Source organism: Actinomycetota bacterium (genome assembly GCA_016700055.1).
Taxonomy (GTDB): domain Bacteria; phylum Actinomycetota; class Acidimicrobiia; order Acidimicrobiales; family Ilumatobacteraceae; genus Kalu-18.
Map to the genome: position 1 here is coordinate 522,525 of CP064997.1, position 19,273 is coordinate 541,797.

At 70.5% G+C, this 19,273-nt stretch carries 19 protein-coding genes; 7 read left to right on the forward strand and 12 right to left on the reverse strand.

The features are described 5' to 3' along the window. Window positions 1–3: 3 nt before the first annotated feature. Complete coding sequence (locus IPM43_02560; GenBank protein ID QQS25286.1) at window positions 4–465, reverse strand: cupredoxin domain-containing protein; 462 nt, start codon at window positions 463–465, stop codon at window positions 4–6. Between the two features lie 115 nt (window positions 466–580). On the opposite strand from IPM43_02560, the gene IPM43_02565 reads away from it, so the two are divergent. Continuing rightward, window positions 581–1,423 (forward strand): hypothetical protein, encoded by an 843-nt coding sequence (locus IPM43_02565; protein QQS25287.1) that lies wholly within the window; start codon window positions 581–583, stop codon window positions 1,421–1,423. Between the two features lie 70 nt (window positions 1,424–1,493). On the opposite strand, the gene IPM43_02570 is transcribed toward IPM43_02565, so the two are convergent. Beyond that, on the reverse strand, window positions 1,494–3,122 hold the full coding sequence (locus IPM43_02570) for a long-chain fatty acid--CoA ligase (GenBank protein ID QQS25288.1): 1,629 nt from the start codon (window positions 3,120–3,122) through the stop codon (window positions 1,494–1,496). Between the two features lie 47 nt (window positions 3,123–3,169). Here IPM43_02570 and IPM43_02575 point away from each other — a divergent pair, with 47 nt between their 5' ends. The 3 genes from IPM43_02575 (at window position 3,170) to tpx (ending at window position 5,408) form a co-directional block, all read left to right on the forward strand. Beyond that, a complete protein-coding gene (locus tag IPM43_02575; protein ID QQS25289.1) occupies window positions 3,170–3,883 on the forward strand; it encodes a hypothetical protein in 714 nt (237 codons plus the stop codon). Window positions 3,884–4,119: 236 nt separating this feature from the next. Beyond that, complete coding sequence (locus IPM43_02580) at window positions 4,120–4,887, forward strand: dihydrodipicolinate synthase family protein (protein QQS25290.1); 768 nt, start codon at window positions 4,120–4,122, stop codon at window positions 4,885–4,887. Between the two features lie 23 nt (window positions 4,888–4,910). Next, entirely contained in the window at window positions 4,911–5,408 is a 498-nt protein-coding gene (gene tpx, locus IPM43_02585; protein QQS25291.1) for a thiol peroxidase, read from the forward strand. A 24-nt stretch (window positions 5,409–5,432) separates the two neighbouring features. On the opposite strand, the gene IPM43_02590 is transcribed toward tpx, so the two are convergent. The 5 genes from IPM43_02590 to rpsO form a co-directional block, all read right to left on the reverse strand. Then, window positions 5,433–6,218 carry a 4-hydroxy-tetrahydrodipicolinate reductase gene (locus IPM43_02590; protein ID QQS26305.1) on the reverse strand — a complete coding sequence of 262 codons (786 nt, stop codon included), beginning with the start codon at window positions 6,216–6,218 and terminating at the stop codon, window positions 5,433–5,435. Between the two features lie 5 nt (window positions 6,219–6,223). Then, window positions 6,224–6,514 (reverse strand): hypothetical protein, encoded by a 291-nt coding sequence (locus tag IPM43_02595; GenBank protein QQS25292.1) that lies wholly within the window; start codon window positions 6,512–6,514, stop codon window positions 6,224–6,226. Between the two features lie 13 nt (window positions 6,515–6,527). Further along, window positions 6,528–7,760 (reverse strand): insulinase family protein, encoded by a 1,233-nt coding sequence (locus IPM43_02600; GenBank protein QQS25293.1) that lies wholly within the window; start codon window positions 7,758–7,760, stop codon window positions 6,528–6,530. 11 nt (window positions 7,761–7,771) lie between these two features. Continuing rightward, window positions 7,772–10,231 carry a polyribonucleotide nucleotidyltransferase gene (locus tag IPM43_02605; GenBank protein ID QQS25294.1) on the reverse strand — a complete coding sequence of 820 codons (2,460 nt, stop codon included), beginning with the start codon at window positions 10,229–10,231 and terminating at the stop codon, window positions 7,772–7,774. A 184-nt stretch (window positions 10,232–10,415) separates the two neighbouring features. Beyond that, a complete protein-coding gene (rpsO, locus tag IPM43_02610; GenBank protein QQS25295.1) occupies window positions 10,416–10,685 on the reverse strand; it encodes a 30S ribosomal protein S15 in 270 nt (89 codons plus the stop codon). A gap of 230 nt (window positions 10,686–10,915) precedes the next feature. On the opposite strand from rpsO, the gene IPM43_02615 reads away from it, so the two are divergent. The 3 genes from IPM43_02615 (at window position 10,916) to IPM43_02625 (ending at window position 13,693) form a co-directional block, all read left to right on the forward strand. After that, a complete protein-coding gene (locus IPM43_02615; GenBank protein ID QQS26306.1) occupies window positions 10,916–11,599 on the forward strand; it encodes an ABC transporter ATP-binding protein in 684 nt (227 codons plus the stop codon). Beyond that, the gene (locus tag IPM43_02620; GenBank protein QQS25296.1) at window positions 11,596–12,381 is read left to right on the forward strand and encodes an ABC transporter permease subunit; all 786 of its coding nucleotides are present in this window, start codon (window positions 11,596–11,598) and stop codon (window positions 12,379–12,381) included. The genes IPM43_02615 and IPM43_02620 overlap by 4 nt, the downstream gene beginning before the upstream one ends. Window positions 12,382–12,544: 163 nt before the next feature. After that, the gene (locus IPM43_02625) at window positions 12,545–13,693 is read left to right on the forward strand and encodes an ABC transporter substrate-binding protein (GenBank protein QQS25297.1); all 1,149 of its coding nucleotides are present in this window, start codon (window positions 12,545–12,547) and stop codon (window positions 13,691–13,693) included. Window positions 13,694–13,699: 6 nt separating this feature from the next. Here the strand turns inward: IPM43_02625 and IPM43_02630 are convergent, their stop codons facing one another. From IPM43_02630 to IPM43_02650, 5 genes are read right to left on the reverse strand one after another with little or no spacing between them, the layout of a single operon-like run. Continuing rightward, window positions 13,700–14,644: a bifunctional riboflavin kinase/FAD synthetase gene (locus IPM43_02630; GenBank protein QQS25298.1), complete on the reverse strand. Its 945-nt coding sequence runs from the start codon at window positions 14,642–14,644 to the stop codon at window positions 13,700–13,702. Between the two features lie 11 nt (window positions 14,645–14,655). Then, complete coding sequence (gene truB / locus IPM43_02635) at window positions 14,656–15,537, reverse strand: tRNA pseudouridine(55) synthase TruB (protein QQS25299.1); 882 nt, start codon at window positions 15,535–15,537, stop codon at window positions 14,656–14,658. Continuing rightward, on the reverse strand, window positions 15,537–15,953 hold the full coding sequence (gene rbfA, locus IPM43_02640; protein QQS25300.1) for a 30S ribosome-binding factor RbfA: 417 nt from the start codon (window positions 15,951–15,953) through the stop codon (window positions 15,537–15,539). The genes truB and rbfA overlap by 1 nt, the downstream gene beginning before the upstream one ends. Before the next feature lie 21 nt (window positions 15,954–15,974). Next, window positions 15,975–18,941, reverse strand: a complete 2,967-nt coding sequence (gene infB / locus IPM43_02645; GenBank protein QQS25301.1) for a translation initiation factor IF-2 — start codon at window positions 18,939–18,941, stop codon at window positions 15,975–15,977. Between the two features lie 19 nt (window positions 18,942–18,960). After that, window positions 18,961–19,224 carry a YlxR family protein gene (locus tag IPM43_02650; GenBank protein ID QQS26510.1) on the reverse strand — a complete coding sequence of 88 codons (264 nt, stop codon included), beginning with the start codon at window positions 19,222–19,224 and terminating at the stop codon, window positions 18,961–18,963. Between the last annotated feature and the right edge of the window lie 49 nt (window positions 19,225–19,273).

A 19,273-nucleotide genomic window follows, 5' to 3' on the forward strand; every position in this document is an offset into this window, starting at 1 on the left:
TTTCTAGCCGGTCACCACCACGGTACCGATCATCCCGACGTCGGCCGTGCCGTGGATCGAGCAGTAGTACGGATACTCGCCCGGTTCGTCGAAGGTGACCGTGTACTGGTCACCGGGGCGGAACTCCTCCACCTGCACCCCCCACTCGTCGCCCCCGTCGGAGGGGAGCACGTTGTGGTCGTTGCGCCCCCGGTTGTCGAAGAGCACCTCGGTACCGACGGAGACGGTCACGGTCTCCGGACGGAACGAGTTGTCGAGGGCCTGCACCGTCACCGCCGGCCCCGGCGGGCTCGGCGGGCTCGGCGTCGTATCCGGCGCCGGCGATCCCGACGTGGCCGTCGTCTCGGTGCCGTCCTCGCCGCCGCCGTCGTCTCCACCGCACCCGGCGACGAGCAGCACCACTGCCGCCACAGGAACGACCCGCCCCAGCGCGCTGCGCCACAGCGCCCGATCGAGATTCCGCATCGGCGGCGAGGATACATACGACGCCGCCCGCCCGGAGGATTCGCGGACCATGTCCTCTTGCCCGGCCTGCACCGGCGGGCCATGGTGGGCGGGAGAAGGAGGACCTCCGATCATGATGGATGCCATCTCAACCGTGGTGCTCGACGATCTCGAGGCCGCGGTCGAAGCGCCGTGCGTGTCGATCTATCTGCCGACCCACCGTGCCGGCCGGGAGCGCGACCAGGACCCGATCCGGTTCAAGAACCTGCTCAACGACGCGGCCGACCAGCTCGAGTCACAGGGCCTGCGCGGCCCGGACACGGCAACGCTCCTCGCGCCCGCTCGGGCGCTGCTCGACGACAGCCAGTTCTGGTCACACCTCGAATCCGGCCTGGCGGTGATCGTGCACCGCGGCGGGCTTCGCGCGTTCCGGTTCCCGGTCGACGCCGCCGAACAGGTGACGGTGGCGCGTACGGCGAACCTCGAACCGCTGCGCAGGGTGCTCGCCACGGACCACGGCTACTGGGTGCTCGCGCTCAGCCAGCACGACGTACGCCTCGTCCGGTGCACCCGCTACACCGCGGCCGAGGTCGACCTCGACGGCGTGCCGCATTCGATGCAGGACGCGAACTGGTTCGTCAGGCGCGATGCGCGCATGCGCGCTCAGGCGTCGGGCAGGGTCTCGGGCGGCCGTGTCGCCGCGGCGAGCCATGGACCCGCCGGCGACGAGCACGACGTCGACGAGGATCTGGCCCGCTTCCTACGGGCGGTCGATGCCGGTGTGCGGTCCGCGGTGGGCGACGACACCTCGCCGGTGGTGCTCGCCGGGGTCGGTTCGGTGGTCGCCGAGCTGCGCCGGGTGAGCAAGCTGCGCCACGTCGCGCTCGACATCTTGGAGGGCAACCCCGAGCACCTGAGCGTCGACGAACTGCAAAAGCGCACCCTGCCCCTCGCCGAAGCAGCCTTCGGCCGCGTGTAACCCGCTCTCCCCCCAAGTTCTCGGTCGGATTTGTGACACATAGCGCGACGGATCCGACCGAGAACGCGGGTTAGGTCGTGGGCAGGACGTAGTCGGCGAAGCGGTCGCGCAGGGTCTTCTTCGAGAACTTGCCGACGCTCGTCTTCGGTACCTCGTCGATGAACACGACGTCGTCGGGGAGCTGCCACTTCGCCACCCTCGGCGCCAGGTAGTCGAGCACCTCCTGCTTGGTCAGCTCGGCGCCGGGGGCGACCACCACGCAGGCGAGCGGCCGCTCCGACCAGCGGGGGTGGGGCACGCCGACCACGGCCGCCTCGGCGATCGCCGGGTGAGCCATCAGCTCGTTCTCCAGCTCCACCGACGAGATCCACTCCCCGCCGGACTTGATCAGGTCCTTGGTGCGATCGACGAGGCGGATGCGCCCCTTCGGGTCCATCGTCGCCACGTCGCCGGTGCGCAACCAGCCGTCCCCGGTGAAGCTCTCCGCCGCGCGGGCGTCGTTGTAGTACGTCGCCGCGATCCAGTTGCCGCGGCACTGCAGCTCGCCGCTCGTCTCGCCGTCGCGGGGCACGGGCGACGACGTGTCGGGCTCGACCACGCGGCACTCGACGCCGAACGCGATCCGCCCGACCATCGTGCGCAGATCCGCCTGCTGCTCGGCGGGCAGGTCGTGCTCCTCGGCGTCGAGGGTGCACACGGCCGCGATCGGGCTGGTCTCGGTCATCCCCCACGCCTGCAGGATGGGCAGCCCGAGCTGTTCCCGGTAGGCCTCCGAGAGCGCTTTCGGCACCGCCGAGCCGCCGCACGGGATCGCCCTCAGGCTGGACGTGTCACGCCCCTTTAGCTCGGGCAGCACCTGCATCCAGATCGTCGGCACGCCGGCGGCGACGGTGACCGCCTCTTCGACGATCAGGTCGGCGATGGCAGCTCCCGACAGGTCGGGACCGGGCATCACCATGTTGGCGCCGGTGGCCACCCCGGCGTGCGCGAGCCCCCACGCGTTCGCGTGGAACATCGGCACCACCGGCAGGATCGTGTCGCTCTCGCGGGCGCCGAGCGAATCGGCGGTCATCGCTCCCATCGTGTGCAGGAACGTGCTGCGGTGCGTGTAGACGACACCCTTGGGGTTGCCGGTGGTGCCGCTCGTGTAACACATGCTCGCCGCGCGCCACTCGTCGTCGACGTGGAACTCGACGGGCGCAGCGGCGCCGAGCAGCTCTTCGTATTGGTGCAGCGCGATGCCGGCCAGGTCGTCTGGCACGTCGCCCTTGCCGTCGTCCATCAGCACCAGGTGCCTGACCGTCGTGAACGACTTGAGCCGCGGGGCGAGCAGGGCGAGCAGTGAGCGGTCGACGAAGATCACCTCGTCCTCGGCGTGGTTGACGATGTACTCGAGCTGCTCGGGGAAGAGGCGGATGTTGAGCGTGTGCAGCACACGCCCGGTGCACGGGGCGGCGAAGTACAGCTCGAGGTGCCTCGATGTGTTCCACGCGAACGTCGCCACCCGCCCGGCGGCAGAGATGCCGAGGTCGTCGAGCACTCCCCCGAGCCTCCTCGTGCGTTCCGCCCAGGAGGAATACGTCGTGCGCTCACGGCCCGTGGCGGTCGCGGTGACCAGTCGCTTGTGCCCGAAGTACTGCTCGGCGCGGTCGAACAAGTGCGTGATGGTGAGCGGTACGTCCTGCATCAACCCGAGCATCGCAGTCCCCCTGACGGATCTTCGTGAAGCCCAGTATGGTGCATCTGGTGTCTGCCGATGGCGTGCCCGGCGCGGCTGTCGGCCCGCATCCGAACCCCTCTGCCCTCGCCCGGAGATCGGTGCTCGTCGCCGCGGGAGTGCTGTTGGCCGCCGGCACCTTCGGCTCCAACATCGGCCCCGCCTGGGTGGACGAACGACCGGCGCTGACGCTCGCGCTGTCCAGCCGCAACCGCAACCTGTTCGGCTCGGTCCCCTACATCGACGCGTTGCCCTACGCCACCATCGGCTTCGTGCGCGTGTACATCGCCGGCTTCGTGCTCTTCTTCCTCGGGCGCTGGTACGGGCGGCGGGCGATCGACTGGACGGAGGGCCAGATCGGCGAGATGCCGGCCATCTACCGCTGGTTCCAGACCGGCATCGACCGGGCGGGCTGGCTGCTCGTGCTCGTCATGCCCGGCAGCAACCTCGTGTGCCTGATGGCCGGCCATCGACGGATGCCACCCGTGCGCTTCTGCGTCCTGCTCGCCTTCGGCGTGGCCGCCAAGCTCGTCGTGCTGTGGGTGGGTGGGCAGATCTTCGAGGACCAGATCCGCTCGTTCCTCGACTGGCTCGAGGACTACCAGTGGTGGGTGGTCGGCGGGCTGTTCCTGCTGTCGATCCTCCAGTCGGCCGGGCGCGTGCGGCGCGGGCTGCCCGAGATCATCGAGGAGATCGAGGATCCGCTGCACGAGCATCCCGGTCACGACGATCCCGTCGGCTGAGCACCTCCGGGTCGGCCGCCATGGGTCCCACTGCGGTCCATGGTCCCTGTCCGTTCGACGGTCACTCGCGCTACGGTGCAGCCCCATGGGAGGGAGCGCCGCCGACACGGCGGCAGCGACAGCCGAGACGGACTCCGAGCCGAAAGGTCGCCTTCGGGCGGCGGGGCGAGCGGACCTCTCGAAGCCGGCCCTCACCACCCGTCACCCCCGTCGCAGCCCCCGAGGAGGCACCATCCATGGCCAATGAGCAGCCCGTCTTCACCGGTGTCGGCGTCGCGCTGGTCACGTTGTTCGACGAGCACGGCCACGTCGACAACGCCGCCACGGCCCGCCACGGCGCCCATCTGGTCGAGCGAGGGGTACAGGCCGTCGTCGTGGCCGGAACCACCGGCGAGGCCTCGCACCTGTCGATGAAGGAACGGCTTCAGCTCTTCGACGCCGTGCGCAGCGCGGTACCGGCGACCACCCCCGTGATCCTTGGCACGGGCGACCTCGCCGCCGGCGTCAGCGTGCGTGACCTCACCGCCCGGGCGAGCGAGCACGGGGCCAGCGCGGCGCTGGTGCTCTCGCCGTCGAAGGGCGACGTGCGCGAGTTCTACGGCGAAGTGGTCGCTGCTGCCGGTTCGATGCCGGTGCTCGCCTACCACTGGCCCGAGCAGTCCCCGCCCGGGATCAGCATCGAGGACCTGAAGGCCATCAAGGTCGCCGGGCTGAAGGACTCCACCGGCGACACCGCACGGATGTTGGAGACGCTCGCCGCCTTCAAGAAGCCGTACTACGTGGGCCGGGCAACGGTGCTCGCTTATGCCGGGATGCTCGGCTGCACCGGGGCGATCCTCGCCGCCGCGAACATCGAGCCCGAGCGATGCATCGACGCGTTCGCACGCGACGTGACCGCCCAACGTGACCTGCTCCCCGCCGACCGCATCGTCGCCGCCTACGGCGCGAAGGGTCTGAAGGAAGAGCTCGCCCGCCGCCACGGCACGTCCACCGTCTGCCGCTGAAGTCCGAAAGGGAGACCATCTCCATGGCCGAGACCACCCTCGGGGGCAACCCCGTTCACACCACCGGAGAGCTGCCCGCCGTCGGCGCCCCCGCTCCGGACTTCACCGTCACCGCGGCCGACATGTCCGACATCACGAAGGATTCCCTCGCCGGCTCCAAGGTGGTGCTCAACATCTTCCCGAGCATCGACACCGCCGTATGCGCCACGAGCGTGCGCACGTTCAACGAGCGTGCCGGCGGACTGGGCGGCACCGTCGTCGTGTGCGTGTCGGCCGACCTGCCGTTCGCACTTGGCCGCTTCTGCGGTGCCGAGGGGATCGCCAACGTGTTGACCGGTTCCACGTTCCGCAGCTCCTTCGGCGAGGACTACGGGGTGAAGATGGTCGACGGCCGCCTCGCCGGCCTGCTGGCCCGTGCCGTGGTCGTGATCGACGAGTCGGGCACCGTCGTGCACCGCGAGCTCGTGCCGAGCATCGGCCAGGAGCCCGACTACGACGCCGCGCTCAGCGCCGCGAGCTGACCCCGGCAAACCGGCCGAGCGCGGTCAACGCCCGAGCAGACCGAGCACGGGCTCGAGCCCGACGGTCAGCCCCGGGTGGTCGACGACGTACCGCACGGCCAACATCACTCCCGGCATGAAGCTCTCCCGGTCGTAGCTGTCCTGCCGGATCGTCAGGGTCTGCCCCGTGGTGCCGAGCATCACCTCTTGGTGGGCGACCATGCCGCGCATCCGCACGGCGTGCACCCGCACGCCGTCCACGTCGGCGCCCCGCGCTCCCTCGGCGACCACGTGCCGGGTGGGGTCGGGCGACCACGGCTTGAGGTCGCCCGCACCTCGCCTGGCCTCGCTCATCCGCCGCGCTGTGGCGAGCGCCGTGCCGCTCGGCGCGTCGAGCTTCGCGTCGTGGTGCAGCTCCACGATCTCGGCGGTGTCGAAGAACGGCGCCGCCACCTGCGCGAAGTGCATCATCAGCACCGCGCTGATCGCGAAGTTGGCCGCGATCAGGCACCCCGACCGGGTGAACGCGCCGGCCAGCGACTCGACCTCGTCGTCGGTCATCCCGGTGGTGCCGACCACCACGTTCATGCCGTGCAACGCGCACCACTGCAAGTTGGTGCGTGCGGCCTCGGCCACCGTGAAGTCGACGGCCACGTCGACACCGGCATCGGCGAGCGTGCGCGGATCGGCGCCGATCGTCAGCCCGTGCAGCGGCTCACCAGCTGCTCGCGGGTCTACGGCGGCGACCAGCTTCAGGCCGGGCTGCGCGACTACGGCAGCGCACACCGTGGCACCCATTCGCCCGCCGGCGCCGAAGACGCCGACGCGGATCTCGCTCACTCGGCAGGGGTGGGCGGCGGCAGCGGTTGACCGCCGGTGTCGTCACCATCGCGGCCCGAACCGATGTCGGTCCCCTCTGCTTCCAGCGCCTGCAGTTCGGCCACGAGGCGCGAGATGTCGGCGTCGTCCGTGGGCCGTCCGCGGTCGGTGCGCTGGCGATAGACGATGCGACCCAGGTCGTCGAGCAGGTCGTCGACCTTACGCTTGTCCTTCACGTCGTCGATCTTGTCCTTGGCGGTCTCGGTCGCCTTCGAGATCGTGTCCTTCGCCTTGTCGAGGAAGCCCATGGGGGCCAGTCTGTCACGTCGCCGCCGGACCGACCACGGCCGTCACCCGGTGCCCGCCGAGCAGCTCGGCGGCCAGGCGAGCGACGTCGGCGAGGCTCACCGCCGCCCACCGCGCGAGCTGCTCGTCGACGGGGCGCACCCGGCCGGTGGTGACGAGCTGAGCCCCGAGGCGCGACATCCTGGCCCCGGGATCCTCCAGGCCGAGCTCGTACGAGCCGCACAGGTATCCGCTGGCCACAGCCAGCTCGGCGGGCTCGATCCCCCGGGCGGCGACTGCGGCCAGCTCCTCGTCGACCAGCAGGCGCAGCTCGTCGAGGTGCTCGCGACCGGTACCCGCGTACACCGTGAGCGCCCCGGCGTCGTCATAGGCAGAGGTGGCGCAGTACACGCTGTAGGCGAGCCCACGCTGCTCGCGGATGCTGTCGAACAGCCGGCTCGCCGGCCCCCCGCCGACGACGTGAGCGAGCACGTCGAGCGCCGCCCGGTCGGGATGCTCACGAGCAGGCGCGCGCATGCCGAGTGCAAGGTGCACCTGCTCGGTGTCGTCGTCGACCGCCACCTCGGCCGGGCCCATCACAGCCGGCGCTGCACGTCGTGGGCGGCCGGAGCCGGATTCCATGTGACCGAACGCGCCCTGGGCAGCCTCGACCGCGTGGTCGTGGTCGATCTTGCCGGCCACGGACAGCACCATCACGTCGGGGCGGTAACGCTCGGCGAACCACGCGCGCAGCGCGTCGGGTGTGATCGCGGAGACGGTCTCGATCGAGCCGGCGGTGTCGCGCCCCAGCGGATGGGACGCGAAGACGAGCTCGGCGAGCACCCGGTGCACGACGTCTTCTGGGCTGTCGTCGTCCATCGCCAGCTCTTCCAAGATGACGTGCCGCTCGCTCTCGACGTCGTCGTCGCGCAGCTCGGCCCGCACCAGCAGGTCGCCAAGCACCTCGAACCCGAGCGCGAGGTGCGACGCGGGCAGGCGGCAGTAGAACGCGGTGTACTCCTTCGCGGTGAACGCATTGACGTCACCGCCCACGGTCTCGACGAGGCTCGCGATGTCGCGCGCCGACCGGGTGGCGGTGCCCTTGAACAGCGCGTGCTCCAGGAAGTGGCCGACACCGCCGAGCTCGCCCGGTTCGTCCCTGGCCCCGATGCCCACCCAAGCACCGATGGCCACCGAGCGCGCGCCTGGCACGTGCTCGGTGGCCACCGTCAGACCGTTGTCGAGGACGGTGATGCGGTGCTGATCCACCGCTCGACCGCTCAGCGGTGACGGCGCCGGCTGGCCCGGCGATCGTCGTCGTGGCGTGAATCGTCACGCGGCGGCTTGCGGTCGTCGGCCCCGGCGGGGCCGAGGTCACCGTGGACCTGGCGGATCTCCTCGTCGAAGGCGTCGTCGAAGCTGACCGCCACCGCGCCACGGCTGGCGTCGTCGGCTGCGGAACGCGAGCGCGCCTCACCGTCGCCGTTCGGCTCCGAGCGCTGCCGGGCCCTGGGGGCCGAGGGGGCATCACCGCCGTCGCCGTCGTCGCCGTCTTCGTAGATCGGGGTGAGGCTCACCTTGCCCTTGTCGTCGATGTCGTCGACGCGCACGGTGATCTCCTCGCCGAGCTGGAGCACGTCCTCGACCGACGCGACGCGCTTGCCGCGACCGAGCTTGGAGATGTGCACGAGCCCGTCACGGCCGGGGAGGATGTTCACGAACGCACCGAACTTGGTGATGTTCACCACCCGGCCGAGGTAGATGCCACCGAGCTCGGCCTTCGGCGGGTCGACGATGGCGAGAATGCGGCTCTTCGCGTCTTCCATCTTCGAAGCGTCGACCGCACCGATGGTGACGATGCCGACCACGCCGTCGTCGTCGACAGCGATGTCTGCACCTGTCTCCTGCTGGATCGTGTTGATCACCTTGCCCTTGGGGCCGATCACCTCTCCGACCTTGTCGAGCGGGATGGTGATCGACGTGATCTTCGGCGCACTCTCGGCCACCTCGGCACGTGGGGAGGCGATGGTCGCGTTCATCACTTCGAGGATCGACAGGCGGGCCTCGCGGGCCTGCTGCAGCGCGGCCGCGAGCACGTCGGCGGGGATGCCGTCGATCTTCGTGTCGAGCTGCAGCGCCGTCACCGCGTCGGAGGTGCCGGCGACCTTGAAGTCCATGTCGCCGAACGCGTCCTCGGCACCGAGGATGTCGGTGAGAGCGAGGTACTTGCCCTCGGCGTAGATCAGCCCCATCGCGATCCCGGCCACTGCGGCCTTGATCGGGACGCCGGCGTCCATCAACGACAGGCTCGACGCGCAGACCGAGGCCATCGACGTCGATCCGTTGGAGCTGAGCACCTCGGAGACCAGGCGCAACGTGTACGCGAACTCCTCCTGGCTCGGCACCACCGGCAGTACGGCCCGCGCGGCCAGCGCGCCGTGGCCGATCTCACGCCGCTTGGGGGAACCGACGCGCCCGGTCTCACCGTTAGCCCACGGCGCCATGTTGTAGTGGTGCAGGTAGCGCTTGGTGTTCTCCGGCGACAGCGAGTCGATGAGCTGGTTCATGCGCGGCATCGCGAGGGTGCAGACGTTCAGCACCTGGGTCTCGCCACGCTGGAACAGACCGGTGCCGTGCGCGGTGGGCAACAAGCCGACCTCGGCCGACACCGGGCGCAGGTCGCGCGGGCCACGGCCGTCGATGCGGACTCCGTCTTCGACGATCCGCTTGCGCACGAGCTTCTTCGTGAGGCTGCGCACCGCCTCGCGGATCTCCTTGTCGCGCCCGGCGAACTCGCCCGGAGCGTCGGCGGTGCCGGCGAGCTCGGCGACCGCGGCGGCCGAGGCCGCGTCGGTGGCTGCGTTGCGCTCGGCCTTCGCAGAGATGGTGACGGCAGTAGAGAGCAGTGGCGTGGCCACGCGCTCGACGGCGGCGAACACGTCGTCGCCGTAGTCGAGCACCGGGGTGAACTCGAGCGGGACGATCGGACCGTGGGTGGCGATGACCGAGGCGACGAGCTGGCGCTGGAGCCCGATCGATGCCGAGATCGGCCGCTTCGCGGCCTCCAGGCCCTGCGCGACGACGTCTTCGGTGACCTTCGGCGCGCCGGCTTCGTAGTACTCGAAGCTCTTCACGCTGCCACCGGCCTCGACCATCATCACGGCGACGTCGCCGTTCGCCAGCTCACGGCCGGCGACGACGAGCTCGAAGGTGGCCTCTGCCGACTCGGTGTAGGTGGGGTGGGGGATCCACTCGCCCGACTGGCTGTACGCAAGGCGCACCGCACCGATCGGACCGTCGAAGGGAATCCCGCTGATCATCAGCGCCGCGGACGCGGCATTGATGCTGAGCACGTCATGGGGGTTCGTCTGGTCGGCGCCGATCACGGTGAGCACGACCTGGGTCTCGTTGCGGAAACCGTTGGCGAACGCCGGCCGCAGCGGCCGGTCGGTCAGCCGACACGTGAGGATGGCCTCTTCGGTCGGTCGGCCCTCGCGACGGAAGAACGAGCCGGGGATCTTGCCGGCGGCGTACGCCCGCTCCTCGACGTCGACGGTGAGTGGGAAAAAGTCGACGCCCGGACGGACGTCTTTGGCTGCGTTCGCCGTGGCGAGCACTGTGCTGCGCCCGATGGTGGCGACGACGGCACCCTGGCTCTGGAGCGCGAGCTTGCCGGTCTCGAACGACAGGGTCTTGTCGGTGCCATCGATGGCCCCCGACACGCGAATGGCATCGGCCATGTTGCGCTTCCTTTCCGGCCACGCCCGTTGTCTCCCGGGCGGACCAATTGGAGCGGCGGGCCGGTTCCCAGTCGGCAACCACGCGGCGACCGGGGGCCGCGGGACCATCGACTGACAACCGACTCGTTGCCGCTCGGTGATGTGAGAACGGACCGCACCTGGTGCGGGCCCGTTCTGCTGGATGCTACCGGCGCAGACCGAGCTTGGCGATGATGTCGCGGTAGCGCTGGACGTCGCGGTCCTTCACGTAGTCGAGCATGCGGCGCCGGCGACCGACCAGCATCAGCAGCCCACGGCGACTGTGGTGGTCCTTGGGATGGGTCTTCAGGTGGTCGGTGAGGTGATTGATGCGGTCCGAGAGGAGCGCGATCTGGACCTCGGGCGATCCGGTGTCGGACGAGTGGAGACGGTGCTCGTCGATGGTTCCCGGCTTCATCGAGTCGGTCTTGGCCATGGTGTGTTGCCTTCCTGCGGTGAGGAGGTCGCCCCTGGCCGACGGCCAGGCGGCATCGCGCCGGAGCGTGGCCGGCTGCATGGCCGGGGCTACGACGGACCCAGGCATGTTACGAGGGTCGATGGCCACGAACAACCGGTACCCTCACGCCGGTGTTGCCGGTCGTCGAACTGCACGGCGTGCAGAAGAGCTTCGGCGACCTCGTCGCTCTCGATCCGATCGAGCTGACGATGAGCCCCGGCGAGGTGCTCACCCTGCTCGGCCCGAGCGGCAGCGGCAAGACCACGCTGCTGCGTCTCATCGCCGGCCTCGAGCGGGCGAGCTCGGGCGAGGTGCTCGTCGGCGGGCGGCCGCCCGCCGTCGCACGTGCCGCGAAGCGGATCGGGTTCGTCCCCCAGGCCCCGGCACTGCTGCCGTGGCGCACCGTCGAAGCCAACGCCCGCCTGCTACTCGACGTCAACAAGCGCGCGAACCCGGGCGACGGCCCCGACCCGGTGGCGTTGCTCGACGAGGTCGGCCTCGCCGAGTTCCGCGATGCGTATCCCCACGAGCTCTCCGGCGGGATGCGCCAGCGGGTGGCGCTCGTACGGGCGTTCGCCCTCGGCGCGCCGATCCTCTTGATGGACGAGCCCTTCGCCGCGCTCGACGAGATCACGCGCACCGACATGCGCCACCTCCTCGTGCGTCTCTGCGAGCAGTTCGACACCACCGTGGTGTTCGTCACCCACTCGCTCGCCGAAGCGGTGTTCCTCAGCGATCGGGTGGCCGTGCTGTCTCAGCGCCCGGGACGGATCGTCGGCACGGTCGACATCGACCTCGCCCACCCTCGCCGACCCGAGGTCGAGGACGACCCCGCCTTCTTCGCCCTCGAAAGCCGCTTGCGGCACCTGCTGCACGAGGGGGCCGGACGGTGAACAGGCGGCACTGGACCAGGTTCCGGGCCCCGCTCGCCGGAGCTTTCGGGCTGGTGGTGTTCCTCCTCCTTTGGGAGCTGGTCGTCGCGGCGTTCGACGTGAAGCCCTACGTGTTGCGCGCCCCGAGCGCGATCCTGGCCGAGCTCGCCGACACGCCAGGGGTCTACGCCCGCGCCGCGCTCGTCACCGGCTGGCATGCGCTCGTCGGGCTCGCCATCGCGCTCGCCGCCGCGCTGGTGCTCGGCACGCTGCTCGCCGCCAGCAGGTTCGCCGAGGAAGCCGCCGCTCCCGTGCTCACGCTGGTGCTCGTCACACCCTGGGTCGCCTACATCTCGTCGGTGGTGCTGTGGCTCGGCGCCGGGACCCGCCCGGTGCTGTTCGTGGTCGCGTTCGTCAGCTTGCCAGCCTTCACGTTCGCGATGGTGACCGGGCTGCGTTCGGCGGATCCGGCGGCCCAAGAGCTGCTGCGCAGCGTCGACGCGTCGGCCGGCGAGATCCTGTGGCGGCTGCGGCTGCCCTCGGCGCTGCCGACGCTCATGTCCACCGCTCGGTACTCGCTCGGCCTCGCCCTCGCCGCGGCGTACTTCGCCGAAGGTGCGGCGCTCTCCAACCAGGGGCTCGGCGCGATCGGCCGGCGGGCACAGGCGTTCAACGAAGGCGATCCGCTCTGGGCTTCGATTCTCTGCACCGCACTCCTCGGTGCGCTCGGACTGGCCCTCATCACCGTCGCCGAGCGGATCCTGCTCCGCTGGCACGCCTCGCAGCGTCGTCTCGGCCCATGACCCGCTCGGCGCGAGCCGACGATCGGTATGTAGGGTGAGCGGCGCACGGACGAAGTGGGGGGCCGCTGGCCTTCTCGCACGCAGCGGAGCACCCCGCCGTGCGCTGGCACAAAACCCATCGCTTCTCTGCCCGAAAGGCACTGCTGTGACGCGCCAGCGCAACATGACCAGAACCCGCCAGACCGTCGCCATCGTCGCTTTCGGCGCCCTCGCATTCGGCGTACTCGGCGCCTGCGGCGGCGACGACGGCGCCGAGCCAGGGACGTCCGCACCCCAGGACATCGAAGACGTCGTCGCCGGCGCCGCCTTCCCGGACAGCCGTTGCGTGGCGAACCGCGCGGCGGGGCCGATCACGTTCCTGTCGAGCTTCGACTTCGCGGCCACCGCTTCGATCGTCGAGGTGCTCGTCGCCGAGCAGCGCGGCTACTTCGACGACCTGTGTCTCGACGTCACCGTCAAGCCCAGCTTCTCCACCACCAACTACCCGCTGATCGCGGCGAACGATGCCCAGTTCTCCTCCGGTGGCTCGTTCAGCGAGGTGCTGAACTTCGCAAACGCGAACGACGCCGAGTTCGTGGTGCTCGCGGTCGAGGGCCACACCGCGATCGACAGCCTGATCGTGAAGGAAGGAGAGGCCGAAACCCTCGAAGACCTGCGCGGCACCACCATCGGGGTGAAGGGCAAGATCACCCCGAGCGTGGCCGCGATGCTCGCCGGGGCAGACCTGATCGAGGGCCGGGACTACGAGACGGTGCTCATCGAAGGGTTCGACCCGCTCGTCCACATCGAGCTGCCCGACATCGTCGGGTTCCCCGGCTACAAGAGCAACGAGCCTGGTCAGCTCGAGCGCGCGGGAGTCCCGTTCACGCTGTTCGACCCGAGCGAGTTCGGTGTGCCGGGCAGCTTCGGGATCATCTACACCAACGCCACCTTCCTCACCGAGCATCCGACGGCGGCGGAAGACTTCATGCGCGCGGCGATGAAGGGCCTCGCAGAGTCTCTCGCCGACCCGGCCGCGGCCTCCGCCGTGGCCCTCGCGCTGATCAACGCGAACGGCAACCCCAACTTCTTGTCCCCCGAAGGTGAGGTGTTCCGCTGGCAGGTCGAGGCGCAGCTGATCCTCGACACCACGCCGCAGGACAGCTTTCCCGGCGTCCCGCACGAGTCCGGCCTGCAGGCCGAGGTCGACGCCTATCACGAGATCGGTCTGTTCGGCGACACCGCGCCGGCGATCGAGGGCCGCTTCGATCCCGACCTCGTACGTGGCCTCTACGGCGACGACGGCTCGGTGGTCTGGCCGGCGTTCGACTAGCGGACGCTACGCCCCGAGTGCGGCGCGGGCGTGCTCGATGTCGAGCTTCACCTGAGCCACCAGGGCGTCGACCCCGTCGAACTTGCGCTCGCTGCGCAAGAAGTTCGTGAACCTGACGCGCGCCTGCTCGCCGTACAGCTCGCCGTCGAAGTCGAGCAGGTGGGCCTCGAGCATCGACGCGCCGGCGTGCTCGTAGAACGTCGGCCGGCGGCCGAGGTTCATCGCGCAGGCGTGGACGCTGCCGTCGGGACGCTCGTACCAGCCCGCGTACACACCGTCGGCGGGCCGGCAGATCTCGCTCGGGACGACCACGTTCGCCGTCGGGAACCCGAGCAACCGGCCGCGCTGGTCGCCGGGCACCACCACTCCCCTCGCCTCGAACGGGCGGCCGAGCATCTGCGCCGCGATCTCCACGTCTCCCCCGGCGAGCGCGCGGCGGATGGCTGTCGAGCTGATCGGTTCGTCGATGCCGTCGATTCGCGCCACGAGCGGCATCGGCTGCACGTCGAAGTCACACTCGGCACCGAGCTCGCGCAACAGCGCGACGTTGCCCGACCGGTGCCGTCCGAAGTGGAAGTCCTCCCCCACCACGACGGTGCGCACCCCTAGCGCGTCGACGAGCACCCGCCTCACGAAGTCGGCGGGCTCTTCGGCCGCCTGCTTCTCGTCGAAGTGCACGACGTAGGTGCCGTCGATACCGGTGGTCGCGAGCAGCTCGAGCTTCAGCGCGGTGTCGGTGAGCAGCATCGGCGCCGACTCCGGCCTCACCACCACCGCCGGGTGCTGGTCGAAGGTGACGACGACGGACTTGCAGCCACATGCGGCGGCGAGCTCGTTGACCTCGCGGATCACCGCTTGATGGCCGAGGTGGACGCCGTCGTACGCGCCGATCGTGACCACGCAGCGTTCACCGGGCCAAGGACGTCGATCGGCATCGGCGAACACGCGCACGTTGCGTGACGCTACCCGGTGGGTGACGCGGCGAGCACGACGGCCGGTTTGGCGAGGCCCTCACGGAACGCCTCGTAGACCGCGAGCAAGGCACCCCCGGTGTCGACCACCGCCCAAGGTCCCTCACCCGTCCAGGTGTCGAGCACCCGACCGTGGGCGACGAGCGCCGCGGTGGTCTCGTCGACGACCACCTCGGCCATGCCGCGCAGCGCCTCGCGGGGGGTGAGCAGCACGCAGTCGGCCGGCGGGCCCGAGTCGGCGACCGTGAATGGTCCGACTGCGGTGCGGCGCAGGTTCCGCAGATGGGCGCCGCCTCCGAGCAGGCGTCCGAGATCGGCCGCGAGCGAGCGCACGTAGGTCCCCGACGAGCAGCTGACGTCGATCCGGAGCACTCCTTCGACGTCGCCGGGCGCGATCTCGAAGCGACTCACCGTCACCGGGCGCGGCTCGCGCTCGACCTCGATCCCCTCACGGGCGAGCTCGTGCAGGCGGCGACCGCCGACCTTCAGCGCCGACACCATCGGGGGCACCTGCATGATCCGACCGGTGAGATGCTCCGCGGCCACCCGTCGCGCGTCTTGCAGGGTCACCGTCGACATCTCGTGGGTGGCGGTCACCTCGCCGGCCGCATCGAGCGTCGCCGTCTCGACGCCGAGCACGACCTCGCCGGTGTACGACTTGCCGAGCGCGGTCAGGAAGCGCAGCAGCCTCGTCACCTGGCCCACCCCGACGAGCAGCACTCCGGTGGCGTCGGGGTCGAGGGTGCCGGCGTGGCCGACCTGGCGTTCGTGGAACCGCCGGCGCACCATGTCGACGACGTCGTGGCTGGTGACGCCCGCCGGCTTGTCGACCACCGCCAGCCCGTGGGTGGTGGCCGGCCGGCCTCGCCCCATCAGGCGGTGTCCTCGGCGCCGGGTTCGTCGGCGACCCGGCGACGGGGGGCGTCGGTACGCAAGATCTGCTCGATGCGCTCGGCCGCGCGGATCACTTCGTCGGGACGGAACGTGAGCACAGGTGTCTTCTTGGAACGGATCTGCCTGGCGACGGCACCCTGCAGGCGCACTCTGTGGTCGCTCAGCGCGGCGATGATCTCGTCGTCGCCGTCCTCGCCGGACAGTGAATCGAAGTACACGATCGCGCGGTTCATCTCGTTGTCGACGTCGATGGTCGTGATCGTGACGAACGTCAACCGCTCGTCGTCGATGCGCACCAGCTCGTCGGCGATGACCTGGCGCAACGACACCCCGAGGCGGGCGCTGCGCGGGTAGCGGTGGGTGCTGGTCGGCCGGCGTCGCGGGGGGGAGGCCATGGATGCCACCCTACCGAGGCCCTAGGTGCGGGGGATCTCCCGCTCCTCGAACGTCTCGATCAGGTCGCCCTGCTTCAGATCCTGGAAGTCGGACAACCCGATGCCGCACTCGAAGCCCTCCCGGACCTCACGCACGTCGTCCTTGAATCGCCGCAGCGACTGGATGGCACCCTTCCAGATGACGACGCCGTCACGCAGGAAGCGCACCTTCGAGCCGCGCGTGATCTGCCCGCTGCGCACGTAGCAGCCCGCGATGCCGCCGATGCGGGGCACACGGAACACCTCCCGCACCTCGGCCTCGCCGGTGACGACCTCTTCGAACTCGGGAGCCAGCATGCCGACCATCGCCCGCTCGATGTCCTCGAGCAGCTTGTAGATGATCTCGTACTCGCGGATCTCGACGCCTTCGGCGTCGGCGAGCTCGCGGCCCTTGCGATCGGGCCGGACGTTGAAGCCGATGATCGTGGCGTTGGTCGTGGCCGCGAGCGTGATGTCGTTCTCGGTGATCCCGCCGATCGCGCGGTGCACGAAGGCGAGCCTGACGTCTTCGCGCTCCAGGCGGCGCAGGCTCTCGGTGACGGCTTCGAGGGAGCCCTGCACGTCGGCCTTCAGCACCAGGTTCAAGGTGGCGACCTCGCCGGACTGGATCTGGTTGAAGATGTCCTCCAACTTGACGCCCTTCTGCACGCGGGCGTCGCCGCGCTGGTTGCGCAGCCGCTGGATCTGCTCGCGGGCGTCGCCGACGGCGCGAGCGGTCTTCTCGTCCGGCGCCGCCCGGAACTCGTCGCCGGCGTTCGGCACCGACGACAACCCGAGCACCTGCACAGGGGCCGACGGGCCGGCCTCTTTCACCTGCTGGCCCTTGTCGTCGAGCAGCGCCCTGACCCGGCCCCACGCGGCGCCGGCGACGATCGGGTCGCCGACCTTCAACGTGCCCTTGTCGACCAGCACGGTGGCCACCGGGCCACGACCGACGTCGAGGTTCGCCTCGAGCACGATGCCCTTGGCCCGCCCGGTCGGGTTGGCGGTGAGCTCTTCGAGCTCGGCGACGACGCTCAGCTGCTCGAGCAAGTCGTCCACGCCGAGTCCTTGCGAGGCCGCCATCTCGACACAGATGGTGTCGCCACCCCATGACTCGGGGACGAGCCCCTGCTCGGAGAGCTGGGAGAGCACGCGCTGGACGTCGGCGTTCTCCTTGTCGACCTTGTTGATCGCGACCACGATCGGCACCTCGGCCGCCCTCGCGTGGTTGATCGCTTCGACGGTCTGGGGCATCACGCCGTCGTCGGCCGCGACGAGCAGCACCACGATGTCGGTCACCTGCGCCCCACGAGCGCGCATCTTCGTGAACGCGGCGTGACCGGGGGTGTCGATGAACGTGATCCGGCGACCGTCTTGCACCACCTGGTACGCACCGATGTGCTGGGTGATGCCTCCCGCCTCACCGGCGACCACGTTGGCGTGGCGGATGTGGTCGAGCAGGGTGGTCTTGCCGTGGTCGACGTGGCCCATCACGGTGATCACCGGCGGCCGCGGGCGCTGCGCGTCCTCGTCGTCGTCGTCGCTGTCGTCGAACAGCGCCTGCAGCTCCATCTCTTCTTGCTGGCCCGGGTCGACGAGCAACAAGTCGGCGCCGACCTCGAGCGCGAAGAGCTCCATCTGCTCGTCCGCGAGCGTCATGGTCGCGGTGACCATCTCGCCGTTCTTCAGCAAGAACCTCACCACGTCGGCCGCGGTGCGGTTGAGCTTGGGAGCGAACTCTTGGGCCGAGACGCCACGCTCGATGACGATCGTGCCCTCGGGCACCGGTGCGTCCGTCGGCGAGTACGACGTCATCGACTGCGGCTGGAGCTCTTCCAGGCTGCGGCGACGACGACGCCCGCCCTTTCGCGGGGCGCGGCGCTGGCCGCTCGGTCGCCCTCCTGGGCCACGCGGCGGTGCGCCAGGGCCACCGCCGTAGCCGCCGCCGGGGCGGGCACCGCCGGGTCCGCCGGCATAGCCGCCGCCCGGACGCGCGCCGCCAGGGCGCGGGCCACCCGGGCCGCCGGGGCGCGGTCCGCCGGGACCGCTCGGGCGGGGGCCGCTACCTGGCCTCGCGGAAGGGCCTGCGGGGCGCGAAGCGCGAGGACCGCCGGGAGGCGGCGGGATCGGACGACCCGTCGGCGACAGAGGGCGACCCGGCGGCGGCGGGATCTGGCGACCCGAAGGCGACACGGGAGGAGGCGGCGACGTCGGTGCCGGGGCGACCTTGGCCGCCGGAGCCTCGACGGGCGCAGGGCGCGTCGGAGCGACGCGCGTCGGCTCGGGAGCCGCGCGGGCGGGAGCGGGAGCGGGAATCGGCGGCAGCGGAGCGATGGTGCGTGAGGACACGATGCGGTGCTCGGGCTCCACCTGGGCCGGGGACACCACCTCGGTCGCCGCGGGCCGCTCTTCTTCCGCCGGCGCCACCGGAGCGACGGGGGCGGGCGGGGCGACCTGTTCGGGAGCCGGAGCCGGGGCCGGGGCGGGCGCCGGGGGCGGTGTGGCCTCAGCCTCGGCCACGGTTTCGGGGACCGGCGCCGGCTGAGGGGTGAGCTCGACCTCTGCAGGCGCCACCGGAGTGACCGGCACGTCTGGTGCGGGCACCTCGACGGCGGGCGCCGGCGGCTGCTCCGCGGCGGGCGCGGGCTGGGTCTCGGCAGGAGCGGGCGCCGTTGCGAACTCGTCCGGCGCGCTCTTGGCCGCTGCCTTCTTCGGCGCCGCGTCCTTCTTCGGAGCAGCCTCCTTCTTCGGCGCAGCCTTCTTCACCGGCTTCACCGGCTTTGGCTCTTCTGGCTGCTCGTCGCGGGTCAGGCCGTCGCGCTCGGCCCGGCGCCGCACCATGTCGGCGTAGGCCTCGGCGAGCGAGGACGAGTGGCTCTTCACGTTGCCGATGCCGAGCTTGCCGCAGAGGTCGACGACCTCTCCGTTCGTCATCCCGAGCTCTTTCGCGAGCTCGTGCACGCGCATGTTCTTCGACACTCGGCGTTCAGTCCTTCATCGCTTCGGCGGGCCGGCGGTGCCCGACGACCTGCAATTCTGGCAGCTGATCTCTGACATCGGACATCCCCAACGTCACACGCAGGGCATCGAGGGTGCCCTCTTGCACCGGCTTGTGCCAGGCACGTTCGAAACCGCGGCGCTTCAGGGCCTGCTCGAAACACTCCCTCGACCCGATGCACAGCCAAGCGCCGCGTCCCGGCGCGCCGCGCTGCACGCTGACGGTGCCGGCCGGGCCGAGCGCGCACCGCACCAGCTCGTGCTGGGGGCGCCGCGTCCGACACCCGACGCAGGTGCGAATG

Coding starts and splice junctions, on each gene's coding strand:
- truB (QQS25299.1), bottom strand. CDS start 15,537: ATGGGGCGAGGCCGGCCGGCCACCACCCACGGGCTGGCGGTGGTCGAC.
- IPM43_02605 (QQS25294.1), bottom strand. CDS start 10,231: ATGGCCGATGCCATTCGCGTGTCGGGGGCCATCGATGGCACCGACAAG.
- IPM43_02625 (QQS25297.1), top strand. CDS start 12,545: ATGACCAGAACCCGCCAGACCGTCGCCATCGTCGCTTTCGGCGCCCTC.
- rpsO (QQS25295.1), bottom strand. CDS start 10,685: ATGGCCAAGACCGACTCGATGAAGCCGGGAACCATCGACGAGCACCGT.
- infB (QQS25301.1), bottom strand. CDS start 18,941: ATGCGCGTGCACGAGCTCGCGAAAGAGCTCGGGATGACGAACGGAGAG.
- IPM43_02570 (QQS25288.1), bottom strand. CDS start 3,122: ATGCTCGGGTTGATGCAGGACGTACCGCTCACCATCACGCACTTGTTC.
- rbfA (QQS25300.1), bottom strand. CDS start 15,953: ATGGCCTCCCCCCCGCGACGCCGGCCGACCAGCACCCACCGCTACCCG.
- IPM43_02580 (QQS25290.1), top strand. CDS start 4,120: ATGGCCAATGAGCAGCCCGTCTTCACCGGTGTCGGCGTCGCGCTGGTC.
- IPM43_02615 (QQS26306.1), top strand. CDS start 10,916: ATGAGCCCCGGCGAGGTGCTCACCCTGCTCGGCCCGAGCGGCAGCGGC.
- IPM43_02560 (QQS25286.1), bottom strand. CDS start 465: ATGCGGAATCTCGATCGGGCGCTGTGGCGCAGCGCGCTGGGGCGGGTC.
- IPM43_02565 (QQS25287.1), top strand. CDS start 581: ATGGATGCCATCTCAACCGTGGTGCTCGACGATCTCGAGGCCGCGGTC.
- IPM43_02595 (QQS25292.1), bottom strand. CDS start 6,514: ATGGGCTTCCTCGACAAGGCGAAGGACACGATCTCGAAGGCGACCGAG.
- tpx (QQS25291.1), top strand. CDS start 4,911: ATGGCCGAGACCACCCTCGGGGGCAACCCCGTTCACACCACCGGAGAG.